This window comes from Pseudomonas chlororaphis subsp. chlororaphis (assembly GCF_003945765.1).
Classification (GTDB): Bacteria; Pseudomonadota; Gammaproteobacteria; order Pseudomonadales; family Pseudomonadaceae; genus Aquipseudomonas; species Aquipseudomonas chlororaphis.
Genome location: NZ_CP027712.1, coordinates 4,817,664 through 4,834,687, shown reverse-complemented (window position 1 = coordinate 4,834,687; position 17,024 = coordinate 4,817,664). Strand labels below are relative to the sequence as shown.

At 64.9% G+C, this 17,024-nt stretch carries 4 protein-coding genes; all 4 read left to right on the top strand.

Going from position 1 to position 17,024, the window contains the following annotated elements; all coding sequences use genetic code 11:
• Positions 1-357: 357 nt before the first annotated feature.
• Positions 358-13,401: a non-ribosomal peptide synthetase gene (locus C4K27_RS21625; RefSeq protein WP_053262126.1), complete on the top strand. Its 13,044-nt coding sequence runs from the start codon at positions 358-360 to the stop codon at positions 13,399-13,401.
• 206 nt (positions 13,402-13,607) lie between these two features.
• Positions 13,608-14,309, top strand: coding sequence for a hypothetical protein (locus C4K27_RS21620; protein WP_125738095.1), 702 nt, complete (start codon positions 13,608-13,610; stop codon positions 14,307-14,309).
• Positions 14,310-14,439: 130 nt separating this feature from the next.
• Positions 14,440-15,258, top strand: a complete 819-nt coding sequence (locus C4K27_RS21615; RefSeq protein ID WP_053262124.1) for an alpha/beta fold hydrolase — start codon at positions 14,440-14,442, stop codon at positions 15,256-15,258.
• 218 nt (positions 15,259-15,476) lie between these two features.
• The gene (locus C4K27_RS21610) at positions 15,477-16,529 is read left to right on the top strand and encodes a hypothetical protein (RefSeq protein WP_053262123.1); all 1,053 of its coding nucleotides are present in this window, start codon (positions 15,477-15,479) and stop codon (positions 16,527-16,529) included.
• The last annotated feature ends 495 nt before the right edge of the window (positions 16,530-17,024 follow it).

The following is a 17,024-nucleotide window of genomic DNA, read 5'->3' as shown; positions in this document are numbered from 1 at the left end:
AAAGGGTTAGTAGGACGACAGAAATTTCAGATTCGTCTTACACATCGAGCGACAAATTATGTTGAATGATAATGATTGTCAATTGAGAAAGAGAATTAATGAGCATCTTTGGTGCAGAGTGAGAACTGCGGCTCGTTGTCGCACTTTGTGAAGGGGTTCGAAGGCAGAGTGCGGACTAATTATTTCAAGACGCCATCCGTTCTCATTGGAGAAAGGTTCCGGGTGAAAAATCCCGCCACAGCGCTCTCCAGATGTCCCATTCCGAGGGCAGGGGCCTTTATTTTTCAAAGGTTTATGTAACGGTCGCGGCGTTTTTCCGCGGCTCTACGTGCAAGCACAATCCGCGCAGGAAACCCCATGATGGACGCGTTCGAACTCCCCAGCACTCTGGCTCAAGCCCTTCAACGCCGGGCGGCTCAGACCCCCGATCAAGTGGCCTTGCGCTTCCTTGCCGAAGAGCAGGATCAGAGCGTGGTCCTCAGTTATCGCGACCTGGATCTGCGTGCCCGGACCATCGCCGCGGCGTTGCAGGCCAATGCCGCTCTGGGCGATCGCACGGTGCTGCTGTTCCCCAGCGGCCCGGACTATGTCGCGGCGTTTTTCGCCTGCCTGTATGCCGGGGTCATCGCGGTGCCGGCCTATCCGCCGGAGTCGAGCCGACGCCATCACCAGGAGCGGCTGATCTCGATCATCGCCGACGCCGAGCCGCGGCTGCTGCTGACCAGCAGCGGGCTGCGCGACTCCCTGGCGCAGATGGACGAACTGCAAGGTGCCGACGCGCCGCAACTGCTTTGCGTGGACACCCTGGCGGCGAGCCTGGCCGAAGGCTGGACGGCCACCGAGCTGCGCGGCGACGACATCGCCTTTCTGCAATACACCTCGGGTTCCACCGCCTTGCCCAAGGGCGTGCAAGTCAGCCACGGCAACCTGGTGGCCAACGAGCTGCTGATCCGCCGCGGCTTCGGTATCGACCTCAACCCCGACGACGTGATCGTCAGCTGGCTGCCGCTGTACCACGACATGGGCCTGATCGGCGGCCTGCTGCAACCGATCTTCAGCGGCGTGCCCTGCGTATTGATGTCGCCGGCGTATTTCCTCGGCCGGCCGTTGCGCTGGCTGGAGGCGATCAGCGAATACGGCGGCACCATCAGCGGTGGCCCGGACTTCGCCTACCGCCTGTGCAGCGAGCGAGTCAGCGAGTCGGCCCTGGAACGCCTGGACCTCAGCCGCTGGCGCGTGGCCTATTCCGGGTCCGAGCCGATCCGCCTGGACACCCTGGAGCGCTTCGCCGAGAAGTTCGCCGCCTGCGGTTTCACCTCGAATCATTTCTTCGCCTCCTATGGCCTGGCCGAAGCCACCCTGTTTGTCGCTGGCGGCACCCGTGGCCAGGGCATCCCGGCCCTGCGCCTGGACGAGCAGGCCCTGGCGCAGAACCGCGCCGAGCCGGGCACCGGCAATGCCATGATGAGCTGCGGCACCAGCCAGCCCGAGCATGCGGTGCTGATCGTCGAGCCCAATACCCTGGCCGAGTTGGAAGAGAACCGGGTCGGTGAAGTCTGGGCTGCCGGCCCGAGCATCGCCCATGGTTACTGGCGCAACCCCGAGGCCACGGCCAAGACCTTCGTCGAGCATGCCGGCCGGACCTGGCTGCGCACCGGCGATCTGGGTTTCATGCGCGATGGCGAGCTGTTCATTACCGGCCGCTTGAAAGACATGCTGATCGTGCGTGGGCACAACCTTTATCCACAGGACATCGAGCAGACCATCGAGCGTGAGGTCGAGGTGGTGCGCAAGGGCCGGGTCGCGGCGTTCGCCGTCACCGAACAGGGCCAGGAAGGCATCGGCATCGCCGCGGAAATCAGCCGCAGCGTGCAGAAGATCCTCACGCCGGACGCGCTGATCAAGCTGATTCGCCAGACCGTGGCCGAGGCCTATCAGCAAGCGCCGAGCGTGGTGGTCCTGCTCAATCCCGGCGCCTTGCCCAAGACGTCCAGCGGCAAGCTGCAACGTTCGGCCTGCCGCAACCGCCTGGCCGAGGGCAGCCTCGACTGTTATGCCCAGTTCTCCGATAACAAGCTCCCGGATCGCCAGGCGGCGGTCGGCGAGGCCAGTGGCGAAGCGACCCGCGAACTGCAAGAGCTGATCGCCCGCATCTGGCGCGAGCAGCTGCAGGTCGAACAGGTGGCGAGCGACGATCACTTCTTCCTGCTGGGCGGCAACTCCATCGCCGCGACCCAGGTCGTCGCGCGCCTGCGTGAAGCACTCGGCCTGGAGCTGAACCTGCGCCTGCTGTTCGAGGCGCCGACCCTCGGCGCGTTCGCCGCGCAGGTCGCCCAGTTGCAACAGGATGGCGGCCTGGCCCAGGGCGCGATCAACGCCTTGCCGCGCGCCGAGGCGCTGCCTCAATCCCTGGCGCAGAATCGCCTGTGGATCACCTGGCAGCTCGACCCGCACAGCAGCGCCTACAACATTCCCGGTGGCCTGCGCCTGCGTGGCGAGCTGGACGAAGACGCCCTGCGCGCCAGTTTCCAGCAACTGATCGAACGCCACGAATCCCTGCGCACGCGCTTTTTCGAGCGCGACGGCCAGGCGCTGCAACAGGTCCTGCCGGCCTGCGCATTCAACCTGCAGGTGATCGACCTCAGCGACCTGCCGGCGGCCGAGCGCGAGGCGCGGGCGCAACAGATCCGTGAGGATGAAGCCCGTACCCGGTTCGACCTGGAACAAGGCCCGCTGCTCCGGGTGACCCTGGTGCGCCTCGACGACGAGGAACACCAACTGCTGGTGACCCTGCACCACATCATCGCCGACGGCTGGTCGCTGAATGTGCTGATCGACGAGTTCTCGTGCCTGTATGCCGCCGCCGTGCAAGGCCAGGCGGCGAGCCTGGCGCCGCTGCCGTTGCAGTACGCCGACTACGGCAGCTGGCAGCGCCAGTGGCTGGCCCAGGGCGAAGGCGAACGGCAACTGGCCTACTGGAAACAGCAGTTGGGCGACGAGCCCCCGAGCCTGAGCCTGGCCACCGATCACCCGCGTTCGGCGCAACGGCAACACAGCGCCGCGCGGCACAGCCTGCGCCTGGGCGCGAGCTTGAGCGAAGCCATTCGCCAGACCGCCCAGGCCCATGAATCGACGCCGTTCATGCTGTTGCTCACGGCGTTCCAGAGCCTGCTGCATCGCTACAGCGGCCAGCGCGACATCCGCATCGGCGTGCCCAACGCCAACCGTCCGCGCCTGGAAACCCAGGGCCTGATCGGTTTCTTCATCAACACCCTGGTGCTGCGCGCCGAGGTGGACGGGCGCCTGCCGTTCGTTGATCTGTTGGCGCAGACCCGCCAGGCCGCGCTGCAGGCCCAGGCCCATCAGGACCTGCCGTTCGAGCAACTGCTCGAAGCCTTCCCCCAGGCCCGCGAACAGGGTCTGTTCCAGGTCATGTTCAACCACCAGCAGCGCGACCTCAGCGCCCTGCGCCGGCTGCCCGGGCTGCTGGCCGAGGAGTTGCCGTGGCACAGCCGCGAGGCCAAGTTCGACCTGCAACTGCACAGTGAAGAAGACCGCAACGGCCGCCTGAGCCTGTCGTTCGACTACGCCAGCGAACTGTTCGAGGCCGCGACCGTCGAGCGCCTGGCCGAGCATTTCGTCAGCCTGCTGCGCGAAGCCTGCGCGCGTCCGCAAACCGCCATCGCCGACCTGCCGTTGCTCAACCCCTGCGAGCAGGCGCAGCAGCAACAGTGGAGCGAAGCCCCGTGCGCGGCGGCCAGCCAATGGCTGCCCGAGCTGCTCGAGGCACAACTGCAGCAGGCCCCGGAACGCACCGCAATGGTGTGGCAGGGCGGCGAGCTGAGCTTTGCCGAGCTGCATGCCCAGGCCAACCGCCTGGCCCATTACCTACGCGACAAGGGGGTCGGCCCGGATGTCTGCGTGGCCATCGCCGCCGAGCGTTCGCCGCAGCTGTTGATCGGCCTGCTGGCGATCGTCAAGGCCGGCGGCGCCTATGTGCCGCTGGACCCGGACTACCCGACCGAGCGCCTGGCCTACATGCTGGCCGACAGTGGCGTCGAGCTGCTGCTGACCCAGACCCACCTGCTTGAGCGCCTACCCCAGGCCGAGGGCGTGAGTGCCATCGCCATGGACAGCCTCAAGCTCGACGGCTGGCCGAGCCATGCGCCGGGCCTGCACCTGCACGGCGACAACCTGGCCTATGTGATCTACACCTCCGGCTCCACCGGCCAGCCCAAGGGCGTGGGCAACACCCACGCGGCCCTGAGCGAACGCTTGCAGTGGATGCAGAACAGCTACCGCCTGGACGCCAGCGATGTGCTGATGCAAAAGGCACCGATCAGCTTCGACGTGTCGGTGTGGGAGTGCTTCTGGCCGCTGATCACCGGCTGCCGCCTGCTGCTGGCCGAGCCCGGCGAACACCGCGACCCGCATCGCATCGCCCAGCTGGTGCAGCAATACGGCGTGACCACGCTGCACTTCGTGCCACCGCTGTTGCAGCTGTTCGTCGAGGAGCCGCTGAGCGCCGGATGCAGCAGCCTGCGCCGGGTGTTCTCCGGTGGCGAAGCCTTGCCGGCCGAATTGCGCGACCGGGTGCTGGAGCAACTGCCGAACGCTCAACTGCACAACCGCTACGGCCCGACCGAAACCGCGATCAACGTTACCCACTGGCATTGCCGCAGTGTCGATGGCCAGCGTTCGCCTATCGGCCGTCCGCTGGGCAACGTGATCTGCCGGGTGCTGGACGCCGACCTCAACCCGGTACCGACCGGCGTGCCGGGCGAGTTGTGCATTGCCGGGGTCGGCCTGGCCCGTGGTTACCTCGGGCGGCCGGGGCTGAGCGCCGAACGTTTTGTCGTTGATCCGCTGAGCAGCGAGGGCGCGCGCCTGTACCGCACCGGCGACCGGGTGCGTTGGGCGGCCGATGGCGCGCTGGAATACCTCGGGCGTCTCGACCAGCAGGTCAAGCTGCGCGGCTTTCGGGTCGAACCCCAGGAAATCGAAGCGCGCCTGCTGGCCCAGGAGGGCGTGGCCCAGGCGGCGGTGCTGGTGCGCGAGACCGCGGCCGGTGCGCAGCTGATCGGTTATTACACCGCCAGCGCGGATGGGGAAGAGGAGGAGGCGCAGACCGAGCGCCTGAAAACCGCCCTGGCCAGTGAGCTGCCGGAGTACATGGTGCCGGCGCAACTGATGCTTCTTTCGGCCATGCCCCTGAGCCCGAGCGGCAAGCTCGACCGCCGCGCCTTGCCGGAACCGCAATGGCAGGTGCGTGAACACGTCGAACCCGTCACTGAGTTGCAACAGCAGATCGCGGCGATCTGGCGCGAGGTGCTGGGGCAGCAGCGCATCGGCTTGCGCGATGATTTCTTTGCCCTGGGCGGCCACTCGCTGCTGGCCACGCAGATCATTTCCCGCACCCGCCAGGCCTGCGACGTCGAGTTGCCGCTGCGGGCCTTGTTCGAAGCCAGCGAGCTGGGCGACTTCGCCGAGCAGGTGCGGCTGATCCAGGAAACCGGCAAGCGCAACCAGCAGCCGCCGATCGCCAAGGTCGATCGCAGCCAGCCTGTGCCGTTGTCTTATTCCCAGCAGCGCATGTGGTTCCTCTGGCAGATGGAGCCGGACAGCCCGGCCTACAACGTCGGCGGCATGGCGCGTTTCAAGGGCGTGCTGGATGTCGGGCGTTTCGAGGCGGCGCTGCAGGCGCTGATCCTGCGTCACGAAACCCTGCGCACCACTTTCCCCAGCGTCGACGGCGTGGCCCAACAACGGGTGCACGGGGAAACCGGCGTGCGCATGGCCTGGAAGGATTTTTCCATGCTGGATGCAACGGCCCGCGAGCAACGCCTGCAACTGCTGGCCGACAGTGAGGCGCACCGGCCGTTCGACCTGGAAACCGGTCCGCTGCTGCGTGCCTGCCTGGTCAAGGCGGCGGAGCATGAGCACTACTTCGTGCTGACCCTGCACCACATCGTCACCGAAGGCTGGGCGATGGACATCTTCGCCCGTGAGCTGAGCGCGTTGTACGAAGCCTTTATCGACGACCGCGACTCGCCGCTGGAACCGCTGCCGGTGCAGTACCTGGATTACAGCGTCTGGCAGCGCCAGTGGCTGGAGTCCGGCGAGCGTCAGCGCCAGCTGGATTACTGGACTGTGCAACTGGGCAACGAACACCCGCTGCTGGAACTGCCGGGCGACCGTCCGCGGCCGCCGGTGCAAAGCCACCAGGGCGAGCTGTACCGCTTCGACCTCAGCGACGAGCTGGCGGCACGGGTGCGGCGCTTCAACGCGGAACACGGCCTGACCCTGTTCATGACCATGACCGCGACCCTGGCCGTGCTGCTCTATCGCTACAGCGGCCAGACCGACCTGCGCATCGGCGCGCCGGTGGCCAACCGCATCCGTCCGGAAAGCGAAGGGCTGATCGGCGCCTTCCTCAACACCCAGGTACTGCGTTGCCAGCTCGACGGGCAGATGAGCGTCTTTGATCTGTTCGAGCAGGTGCGGCACACCGTGATCGAAGGCCAGTCCCATCAGGACCTGCCGTTCGACCATCTGGTGGAGGCCTTGCAACCGCCGCGCAGCGCCGCCTACAACCCGCTGTTCCAGGTGATGTGCAACGTCCAGCGCTGGGAGTTCCAGCAGAGCCGCAGCCTGGCCGGCATGACCGTGGAATACCTGGCCAACGATGCGCGGGCCACCAAGTTCGACCTCAACCTGGAAGTCACCGACCTCGATCATCGCCTGGGTTGCTGCCTGACCTACAGCACCGACCTGTTCGACGAACCGCGCATCGCACGCATGGCGGCGCACTGGCGCAACCTGCTGGAGGCCTTGATCGCGGCCTTGATAGAGAGCCCCGAGCAGCGCCTGAGCGAATTGCCGCTGCTGGACCGCGTCGAACTACAGCAACTGCTGGACAGCCTGGGCGTCGAACCCGGCGAACACCGCCTGGACCAGTGCATCCACCACCTGTTCAGCGAACAGGCGCTGCTGCGCCCGGACGCGCCGGCCCTGACATTCGCCGGGCAGACCCTGAGCTATGCCGAGCTCGACAGCCGCGCCAACCGCCTGGCCTGGATGCTCCGTGAGCGTGGTGTCGGCCCGCAGGTGCGGGTCGGCCTGGCCCTGGAGCGCTCGCTGGAAATGGTCATCGGCCTGCTGGCGATCCTCAAGGCCGGCGGCGCCTACGTGCCGCTGGACCCGGAATACCCGCTAGACCGCCTGCACTACATGATTGAAGACAGTGGTATCGGCCTGCTGCTCAGCGACGCGGCGATGTTCCAGGCTTTGGGTGAGTTGCCAGCCAGCGTGGCGCGCTGGTGCCTGGAAGAGGACGGCGCGCAACTGGCCAACTACCCGGCCAGCGAGCTGCCCTTTATCAGCCTGCCGCAGCACCAGGCGTACCTGATCTACACCTCGGGCTCCACCGGCAAGCCCAAGGGCGTGGTGGTGTCCCATGGCGAGATCGCCATGCATTGCCGCGCGGTGATCAAGCGCTTCGGCATGCGTGCGGACGACTGCGAGCTGCACTTCTATTCCATCAACTTCGACGCCGCCACCGAGCGTCTGCTGGTGCCGCTGCTCAGCGGCGCCCAGGTGGTGCTGCGGGCGCAAGGGCAGTGGGATGCGCAAGAGATCTGCCAGCTGATCCGTGAGCACCGCATCAACATCCTCGGCTTTACCCCGAGCTACGGCAGCCAGCTGGCGCAGTGGCTGGCAACCCAGGGCCAGACCCTGCCGGTGCGCATGTGCATCACCGGCGGCGAGGCGCTGACCGGCGAACACCTGAGCCGCATCCGCGCGGCGTTCAAGCCGAGCCTGTTCTTCAACGCCTACGGCCCGACCGAAACCGTGGTCATGCCGCTGGCCAGCCTGGCGCCGGAACAACTGGAAGAGGGTGCTGGCAGCGTACCGATCGGCACCGTGATCGGTGAGCGCGTGGCCTACATTCTCGACGCCGATCTGGCCCTGCTGCCGCAAGGCGCCACCGGCGAGCTATATGTTGGCGGGGCCGGCCTGGCCCAGGGTTACCACCAGCGTCCGGGCATGAGCGCCGAGCGTTTCGTCGCCGACCCGTTCAGCACCACTGGCGGGCGCCTGTATCGCACCGGCGACCTGGTGCGCCAGTGCGCCGATGGCCAGGTGGAATACATCGGCCGGGTCGACCATCAGGTGAAGATTCGCGGCTTCCGTATCGAGCTGGGGGAAATCGAAAACCGCCTGCTGGAACATGCCGCCGTGCGCGAAGCGGTGGTGCTGGCCCTGGACATGCCGGGTGGCAAACAGCTGGCCGGCTATCTGGTGACCGATGTCGCCGAACAGAGTGACGAGCAGCAAGTTGCCCTGCGCGAAGCGATCAAGGCCCAGCTGAAAATCCACCTGCCGGATTATATGGTGCCCACCCACCTGATCCTGCTGGCGAGCATGCCGCTGACCGCCAACGGCAAGCTCGACCGCCGCGCCTTGCCGGCCCCGGACCTGGAACTCAACCGCCAGCAGTACGTGGCGCCGAGCAACGAGCTGGAGCAGACCCTGGCCCAGGTCTGGTGCGACGTGCTGAACCTGCGGCAGGTCGGCCTGCACGACAACTTCTTCGAACTGGGCGGCGACTCGATCCTGTCGATCCAGGTGGTCAGCCGCGCCCGTCAGCTGGGCATTCATTTCAGCCCGCGGGACCTGTTCCAGCATCAGACCGTGCAGGCCCTGGCCGCGGTGGCCAGCCGCAGCGAGCGGATCGTCGCCGAGCAAGGCTTGCTCAGCGGCGAGTCGTACCTGACACCGATCCAGCACTGGTTCTTCGACAGTGCGATTCCCGAGCGTCAGCACTGGAACCAGGCCCTGCTGCTGGCGCCGACCCAGGTGCTCGATGGGCAGTTGCTGGAGCAAGCGCTGCACGCGGTGCTGGCCCAGCATGACGCCCTGCGCCTGCGCTTCACCCAGGTCGACGGCCAATGGCGGGCCGAGCACCAGCCGCTGTCCGAGGCGCCACTGCTGATGCAACTGCGCGTAGCTTCCATGGAGCAATGCCCGGCGCTGTTCGCCGAGGTGCAGCGTAGCCTCGACCTGGCCAACGGACCGCTGTTGCGCGCGCTGTTGGTGGACGGTCCGGATGCGCAGCAACGCCTGTTTATCGCCATCCACCACCTGGTGGTCGACGGCGTGTCCTGGCGGGTGCTGCTGGAGGATCTGCAAAACCTCTACCGTCAGCTTGAAGCTCAGCAGACGCCGCGCCTGCCGGCGAAAACCAGCGCCTTGCGCGATTGGGCGTCACGCCTGCAGGCCTATGCCGGCAGCGAGTCGCTACGCGAAGAGTTGAGCTGGTGGCAGGACCAATTGGCTGGCCCGGCGGCGACGCTGCCGGTGCAGCACGCCCAGGGCGGGCGGCAGAACAAACATGCGCAGACCGTCAGCGTGAAACTGGATACCGAGCGCACCCGGCAGCTGCTGCAACAGGCTCCGAGCGCCTACCGCACCCAGGTCAACGACCTGCTGCTGACGGCTCTGGCCCGTGTGCTGTGCCGTTGGACCGGCGAGGCGTCAGCGCTGATCCAGCTTGAAGGCCATGGCCGTGAAACCCTGTTCGACGAGATCGACCTGACCCGCACGGTCGGCTGGTTCACCAGCGCTTACCCGCTGCGCCTGACCCCGCAGGCTGTCGAAGCAGCGGCCGGGCAGGGCGCCTCGATCAAGGCGATCAAGGAGCAGCTGCGCGCCGTGCCGCATAAAGGCCTGGGTTATGGCGTGCTGCGCTACCTGGCCGACGGGGCGATCCAGCAACGCATGGCGGCCTTGCCGCAGGCGCCGATCACCTTCAACTACCTGGGCCAGTTCGACCAGAGCTTTGCCAACGACGCGCTGTTCCGTCCGCTGGACGAGCCGGTGGGCGCCGCCCATTCGCCGGAGGCGCCGCTGCCCAACGAGCTGAGCGTCGACAGCCAGGTCTACGCCGGCGAGCTGGTGCTGCGCTGGACCTTCAGCGGCGAGCGTTTCGACCCGCAGACCATCGACGCGCTGGCCCAGGCCTACCTCGGCGAGCTGCACGGCCTGATCGGCCATTGCCTGGAGGATGATGCCGGCGGCCTGACGCCGTCGGACTTCCCCCTGGCACGCCTGACCCAGGCGCAACTGGACGCGCTGCCGGTACCGGCCAGCGCCATCGAGGACGTCTACCCGCTGACCCCGATGCAGGAGGGCATGCTGCTGCACACCCTGCTGGAGCCGGGCACCGGCCTGTACTACATGCAGGACCGCTATCGCATCAACAGCGAGTTGGACCCGGTGCGTTTCGCCCAGGCCTGGCAGGCGGTGGTGGCCCGTCACGAAGCCCTGCGCGCGTCCTTCTGCTGGAACGTCGGCGAAGACATGCTGCAGGTTATCCACAAGCCGGGCGGCACGCCGATCGAGTTCCTGGACTGGAGCGCTGTCGCGCAAGACGAGCAGGAACCGAAGCTGCAGGCGCTGCTGAAAAGCGAGCGCGAGGCCGGTTTCGATCTGCTCAGCCAGGCACCGTTCCACCTGCGGCTGATCCGCGTGGGGGCCGCGCGCTACTGGTTCATGATGAGCAACCACCACATCCTGATCGATGCTTGGTGCCGTTCGCTGTTGATGAACGACTTCTTCGAGATCTACACCGCCTTGGGCGAAGGTCGCGAAGCCCAGTTGAGCGTGCCGCCGCGCTACCGCGACTACATCGGCTGGCTGCAACGCCAGAGCCTGGCCGAGGCGCGCCAGTGGTGGAAAAACAACCTGCAAGGCTTCGAGCGCACCACGCCGATTCCGAGCGACCGGCCGTTCCTGCGCGAACACGCCGGCGACAGCGGCGGCATGATCGTCGGTGACTGCTACACCCGTCTCGACGCCCGCGACGGCGCGCAATTGCGTGAGTTGGCGCAGCAGCATCAGTTGACCGTCAACACCTTCGCCCAGGCGGCTTGGGCCCTGGTCCTGCGGCGCCTGAGCGGCGAGCGTGACGTGCTGTTCGGCGTCACCGTGGCCGGGCGTCCGGTGGAAATGCCCGAGATGCAGCACACCGTCGGCCTGTTCATCAACAGCATCGCGCTGCGAGTGAAGCTGCCGGAAGACGGCCAGCGCCTGAGCGTGCGTCAATGGCTCAGCAGCCTGCTGGAACGCAACATGGAGCTGCGCGAGTACGAATACCTGCCGCTGGTGGCGATCCAGGAAAACAGCGAACTGCCCAAGGGCCAGCCGCTGTTCGACAGCCTGTTCGTGTTCGAGAACGCGCCGGTGGAAGTCTCGGTGCTGGACCGCGCGCAAAGCCTGAACGCCACCTCGGATTCCGGCCGCACCCACACCAACTTCCCGCTGACCGCGGTGTGCTACCCGGGGGATGACCTGGGGCTGCACCTGTCCTACGACCAGCGCTACTTCGAGCAAGCGACCATCGAGCGTATGCTCGGCGAGTTCAAGCGCCTGCTGCTGGCGCTGGTGCAGGGCTTCCATGGCGACATGGCCGAGCTGCCGCTGCTGGGCGCAGCAGAGCAGGACTTCCTGCTCGCCGGCTGCAACCAGAGCGAGCATGAGTACCCGCTGCAGCGCAGCTACGTCGAACTGTTCGAGGCCCAGGTGGCGGCCCATCCGCAACGCATCGCTGCCAGTTGCCAGGATTTGCAATACAGCTATGCCGAACTGAACCAGCGCAGTAACCGCCTGGGCCACGCCCTGATCGCCAACGGCGTGGGCCTGGACCAGCCGGTGGCCCTGCTGGCCGAGCGCAGCCTGGACCTGCTGGGCATGATCATCGGCAGCTTCAAGGCCGGCACCGGCTACCTGCCGCTGGACCCGGGCCTGCCGGGCCAGCGCCTGGGGCGGATCATCGAGCTGAGCCGTACGCCGTTGCTGGTATGCACCGCGGCCTGCCAGGAACAGGCGCAAGCCTTGCTCGACGAATTCGCCTGCGCCAACCGACCACGTTTGCTGGTGTGGGAGGAGGTGCAAGCGGCCGATCATTCGCAGGACAACCTGGGGATCTACAGCGGCCCGGACAACCTGGCCTATGTGATCTACACCTCGGGTTCCACCGGCCTGCCCAAGGGCGTGATGGTCGAGCAGCGCGGCATGCTCAACAACCAGCTGAGCAAGGTGCCGTACCTGCAATTGAGCGAGGCCGATGTGATCGCTCAGACCGCGTCGCAGAGCTTCGACATTTCGGTCTGGCAGTTCCTCGCCGCGCCGCTGTTCGGCGCGCGGGTGGACATCGTGCCGAACGCCATCGCCCATGATCCGCAAGGCTTGCTCGCCCATGTGCAGGCGCAGGGCATCAGCGTGCTGGAAAGCGTGCCGTCGCTGATCCAGGGCATGCTCGCCCAGGAGTCGATCGACCTCCATGGCCTGCGCTGGATGCTGCCGACCGGCGAGGCGATGCCGCCGGAGCTGGCGCACCAATGGTTGCTGCGTTACCCGCAGATCGGCCTGGTCAACGCCTACGGTCCGGCCGAGTGTTCGGATGACGTGGCCTTCTACCGCGTCGACATGGCTTCGACCCGTGGCAGCTACCTGCCGATCGGTACGCCGACCGACAACAACCGCCTGTACCTGATGGATGGCGCGCTGGAGCTGGTGCCACTGGGCGCGGTGGGCGAGCTGTGCGTCGCCGGTACCGGGGTCGGCCGTGGTTATGTCAGCGATCCGCTGCGCACCGCGCAGGTGTTCGTGCCGCATCCGTTCTGTGCCCCGGGCGAACGCCTGTACCGCACCGGCGACCTGGCACGGCGCCGCGCCGATGGCGTGCTGGAGTACGTTGGGCGCATCGACCATCAAGTGAAGATCCGTGGCTACCGCATCGAGCTGGGGGAAATCGAAGCCCGCCTGCACGAACAACCGGAAGTTCGCGACGCGGCGGTCGGCGTGCAGGAAGGGGTCAACGGCAAGCATTTGGTGGGGTATTTGGTAGCCAGCGACTCGGCCCTGAACCCGAACGAACGCCTGGAGCGCATCAAGCAACGCCTGCGCGCCGAGCTGCCGGAATACATGGTGCCGCTGCACTGGCTGTGGCTGGAGCGCCTGCCGCTCAACGCCAACGGCAAGCTCGACCGCAAGGCCCTGCCGGCCCTGGAGATCGGCCAGCTGCACAGCCAGGACTACCTGGCACCGCGCAGCGAACTGGAGCAGACCCTGGCTGCTATCTGGGCCGAGGTGCTCAAGGTCGAGCGGGTCGGGGTCCAGGACAACTTCTTCGAACTGGGCGGGCATTCGCTGCTGGCCACGCAGATCGCCTCGCGGGTGCAGAAAACCCTGCAACGCAACGTGCCGCTGCGGGCGATGTTCGAATGCAGCACGGTGGAGGAGCTGGCGCAGTACATCGACGGCCTGGCGAGCAGTGAAATCAGCGAGGAGAAGGTCGATCGCCTGAGCAGCCTGATGGCGGAGCTGGAAGGGCTTTAACGGCTATATCGACGGTAAGTCGGCGCACACAGGTAAGTGTCGATCCTGTTGCCGACTTACCGGTGCTAACTCAGGCTAGGTATTTAAACGAGAGCTGGTGCTCTTCCAGTCCTTCGTCAACACTGAGAACCCTATTCTTGGGGAGTGTTTACTTAGCATGCTTCTCAAGGTCGATACCGTTTGGGTCAGTTATGAACAGGTAATTCATGCAAGAAAGTATTGAGAGATTTTTTGAAATACATACACAGCTTGAGCAGTCTGAAAAAAAACGCCGTAGAGAAAAAAGGCAGGAGGAAAAATCCACGAACGCCTATCGGTGGGGGAATCGAATTTTTTGGTGGGCGCTATGTGCTCCAGCAATTCTTTCTATCGTTGTAGGGGGTGTTGCCTGGATCGGTGATTGGCGGGAGATGTTCATCTACAGCTGGATCTTGTTAGGTATTTCGTATCTGACAGTTCTGGTCTCTCCATTGCTAGGCTCTTGGTTGTATCGCTCCGCTCTCAGACATGTCTATCAGGCACCTTTCTCTAATTTACTCAGCATCAATGTAAAAATTCCGATGCAAATAGATGGGCGATATCTCGATGTATTTTGTGATCTACCCGTTGCAACCCTGCAGTTAGGTGCTCTCGAGCTTAAGAGCGAAAGAGCCAGTTTTGAAAAGCGCACGACTATGTTTGCAGGGGCAATCGAGAAGATCGGTATATTGCCGGGATTACTTGCATTTATGACTACGCTGCCAAAGCTGGATGCTCAGCCAGAGTGGGTATATGCACTTGCATACGCGACTATTGTGATGATGCCACTTTACGTTTTTGTGCAAATGTTATTGGTGCGTTACGACCGGATGATTGCGCTGACTGAGCTTGCCATTGAGCGTAAGAAATATTTATCAGCACAGGTTTAAGCCGCATTCTTAATTTTGGACATAGGTCGTCAGGCTGGCACGGTCGTTCGGACTTGTCCGATTGACTGAAACCCTTCACCGGCACAGTCTACCGATGCTTTTTCGCAGCCCACCTGACAGGAGACAGTTGATGCCCTTCGCGACTATTGATGGACAAGCCCTTCACTACCTGGACCAGGGCAGCGGCCCGGCGGTGCTGCTGGCCGGCAGCTACCTGTGGGACCTGAACATGTGGGCGCCGCAGATCGAGGCATTGTCCCGGCAGTACCGGGTGATCGCCCTGGACCTGTGGGGCCACGGCCAGTCCGGCGCGCTGCCGCAAGGCACTGCTTCACTGGACGATATCGCCCGGCAGGTGCTGGCGCTGCTGGATCATCTGCAGATCGAACGCATTACCCTGGTGGGCCTGTCGGTGGGCGGCATGTGGGGCGCGCGCCTGGCCCTGGCGGCGCCGCAGCGCATCAATGGCCTGGTGCTGATGGACACCTATCTGGGGGCCGAGCCGGAGCCGACCCGTCAGTATTACTTCTCGCTGTTCAAGCAGATCGAAGAGAGCGGGGTGATCGCGCCGCAGCTGCTGGACATCGTGGTACCGATCTTCTTCCGTCCTGGCATCGACCCGCAGTCGGCGCTGTACCAGGACTTCCGCGCCGTGCTCGCGGCCCTGCCCAGCGAACGCCTGCGCGAAAGCGTGGTGCCCATGGGCCGCATCACCTTCAGCCGCGCAGACCTGCTGTCGCGCCTGGACCAGCTGGACCCCAAGACCACCTTGCTGCTGTGCGGCGACCAGGACAAGCCGCGCCCACCTGCGGAAACCCGGGAAATGGCCGAGCTGATCGGCTGCCCTTACCGACTGGTGCCCGAGGCGGGGCATATCTCCAATCTGGAGAATCCGGCGTTTGTCACCGAGGCGTTGTTGAAGTTTTTGGCGGAGCGGTATTCCTGCTGATGCCTCGGCGGCGTTTGGGCTGACGTTATTGCGAGCAAGCTTCGCTCCTACAGAAACCGTATTTCACCTGGTGGATCGCATTCTTCTGTAGGAGCGGCCGGTCGACGCTCGATTGCCCGCGATGCGATCCCACGGCCACCACCCGACCCTCTGCTATAGTCGCGCCCGGCGCAGGCCCAAGCACCTGCGCCGGGCGTTTTCATTCAGGGACAGGGGCGATGACGGAACAGATTTACTGGCGCGATATCGAGGATCTGGCGGGCAACTGGAACGGCCTCGGGGTGGACGTCCAGCACCCGGCCAGCGGCAAGCCGAACTTGCGCCTGCTCAGTGGCAACAACCGACGCATGCAACTGGTGCTGGGTGACCAGACGCTGCTCTGGGGCACCATGTCCCGCTGCCTTTATGGCGTGTGGCTGGTACGCAATCACCTGCTGGAGCAGTTGCCGCAAACCCTGGTGGACCCCATCGATTCGCCCCAGGTGGAGCAACAGCTACGCCTCGACCCGGCCCTGCGCCTCAAGGCCTGGAGCCGCTTTTTCGTCCAGCAGTTGATGCAGCACCAACCGGACTTTTTCTACCCCGGCTACTGGCTGGTACGGGCCCTGCGCCCGGAATCCCTCAAGCCGATGCGGCCGTTGCTGAGCGGCACCGACGCCTGGTACTTCAAGGGCGGCGAAGATGCCCTGAGCCATATGCCGCAGTGGGCGATCTACGGCCGCAACATCCTCGACAACCGGCAACCCGGCGCGGCGCGCTGGGTCGAGTTGGGCGAGAGTGGCGGCGCGGTGGTCGGCCTGCATGCAGTGGACCCACATTCCGGGCGCCTCAAATGGTGGCGCAAGAAAGCCCGCGAAGGCAGCTTGCCGCCCATCCTGCTGTGGTACGTCAGCGGCCTGAGCTGTCACCTGATTCTCGATGGCCATTACCGCTTGCAGGCGGCCATCGATGAAAACCTTCCACCGGAGTTCCTGGTGCTCAGCTCGCCGCGGCTCTTCAGCTATCGCCCGAACCCGCAAGAGCAGCAGAAGGTGCTGGGGGCGCTGCAGATGCAGATCCAGCGCAAGAACCTGGAAACGGTGCGCTTCAACCAACTGCTGATCAGCACCTTCGATGACCGTCCGTATCACGGCTTTGGCAGCCAGTCGTGGGCCGGGATTGCCTCGGAAAAGGTCTGGGTCGATCAGGTCAGTGCCATCCTCAACGAACGGGCAGACACTGGCGAGCTGGAAAACATCCTCGCCCGCGAAGCGCCGGACGAGTTCGCCTGAGCCTTAGGCACAAATGCCGAAATCTGACACGCCCCTGTAGCCGCTGCCGAGCCTGCGAGGCTGCGATCGGGCTGCGCGGCATTCCGACGAAGCGGCCGCAAACCAGGCGACGGGATTTTGCCTGACACACCGCATGGGCAGGTTTGGCGCCTGCTGCGCAGTCGATCGCAGCCTCGCAGGCTCGGCAGCGGCTACAGGGGGCTGATTCGCTTTCTTTTGTAAGGCTTTTCCTAGAAACTTCTGCGCGCTTGAGTGCGCCTGTATGCGGGGCTAGTCTGCCGAAGTCATCGCTAAATCGATGACTCGGATGTGCAAGTCCGAATTCTGCAAAGACGCACAAACGCTCAGAGTTGATTGAGCGTTTTCATGTCCGCGGTGTTATGGCGGCCGTGCGCGGGAGATCTTCGGATCTGCCGGGTGTTCTTGCAGACTCGGTCTTGCACACCTGCGTACGGCTGCCACCTTAATTCGTGTGCAAGCGAACGGTGTCAGTTC

Excerpts from the sequence above, each read along its gene's own strand:
- C4K27_RS21615 (WP_053262124.1), top strand. The coding sequence starts at position 14,440 with ATGCCCTTCGCGACTATTGATGGACAAGCCCTTCACTACCTGGACCAG.
- C4K27_RS21620 (WP_125738095.1), top strand. The coding sequence starts at position 13,608 with ATGCAAGAAAGTATTGAGAGATTTTTTGAAATACATACACAGCTTGAG.
- C4K27_RS21625 (WP_053262126.1), top strand. The coding sequence starts at position 358 with ATGATGGACGCGTTCGAACTCCCCAGCACTCTGGCTCAAGCCCTTCAA.
- C4K27_RS21610 (WP_053262123.1), top strand. The coding sequence starts at position 15,477 with ATGACGGAACAGATTTACTGGCGCGATATCGAGGATCTGGCGGGCAAC.